Genomic DNA, 1,247 nt, shown 5'->3' on the forward strand with positions numbered 1-1,247 from the left:
GGGCTATAGGAACTAAACGCGTTGTTTATGTTGGGGGTTTGGCCTTGTGGCTGTAAGCGTGTTGGGTGGTTGTTAATAGGTCGGGTTGTTAATAGGGGTCTTGCAGGGGTGCCCGTTCCTGTTCGATCGGGGAATGAGAACCAGATCGAAGAGGGCCAGGCATTGCCCCATATGCCATGGGCGGATGCGCAGGCATGGGCGCAACAGATCAGGCACGCAGCGCCGGATGTGTCCGTCCTGCTCGATCACGTCCACCGCGCGCAGGCAGGACCGGGCCCGCGCCGCGCAGTTGAGGGAGTTCCCGGACCGGCCGCTGACGGGCAGGACCCGGGAACAGATGGGGGCCATGGGCGCCAGGGCCTGGCGTAAACGGGTCGGCTGGTGCTGGAACATCAAGCCGGCAATCACACCGGACGGGGTGGTCCATCACACGCTCATGGCCGACGGCACGTATATGGCACACGGCTGGTGCCTCCTGATGGCGATCGACGGGCAGACGGGCCAGGTCATCGACCGGCAGTGGTGCCATCAGGAGAACACGGCGGCCTGCACGGCCCTGTCCTCCCGCATCCCCGGGCCCGACGTGCTCATCACCGACGGCCTTCGCGGCGTGCAGAAAGCCTGCCATGCCTGCTGGCCGGGCACGCGCATCAACGCTGCCTGGTGCACGTGCAACGCAACACCAAAACCGACCCGACACTCAAACCACGACTTCAGGCCGGCAAGGAACTCAAGCGACTCTCCGACCAGCTCACCCGGGTCCATACCATCGAGGAAGCGGTGCGTTGGGGTGAGGCCTTGAACGCCTGGCACGAAAGATGGAAAACCCTCATCGACGAACGCACCATGGCCAAGGACGACCCAGCCAACCCCAAAGCCAGCCACCAATCCTGGTGGTGGACCCACCAGGAACTCAGCCGCTGCTACCGCAGGCTCGAACACCTCTTCCAAGACAGGCAGCTCTTCGCCTTCCTGGAACCCGAACTCACCGCCGGCGGGCCAGTGGAACGCACCACCAACCGGCTGGAAGGAGGAGTCAACCCACCCATCAAACGCACCCTCCTGCAACACCACGGCCTACCCGAGAGCCACATGAGACGCGCCTGCGAATGGCACTGCTACATGAAAACCGACAACCCCGACCCCGCCAGCCTGAACAGGGACGAACACCAGCAGCCACAACCAGCACCCAAACGGGAAACCAGACAGGAACAGGACGAGCCCGAACACTACGGCACCGCCATCAA

The 1,247-nt window shown here is 63.5% G+C and carries 1 pseudogene; it reads left to right on the forward strand.

What is annotated here, in order from left to right:
• Positions 1 to 133 precede the first annotated feature (133 nt).
• Positions 134 to 1,247: pseudogene (locus tag AACP62_RS08295) on the forward strand (IS1249 family transposase); the annotation flags it as partial.

This window comes from Bifidobacterium apis, assembly GCF_036986835.1.
In the GTDB taxonomy this organism is placed as follows: Bacteria; Actinomycetota; Actinomycetes; order Actinomycetales; family Bifidobacteriaceae; genus Bombiscardovia; species Bombiscardovia apis_A.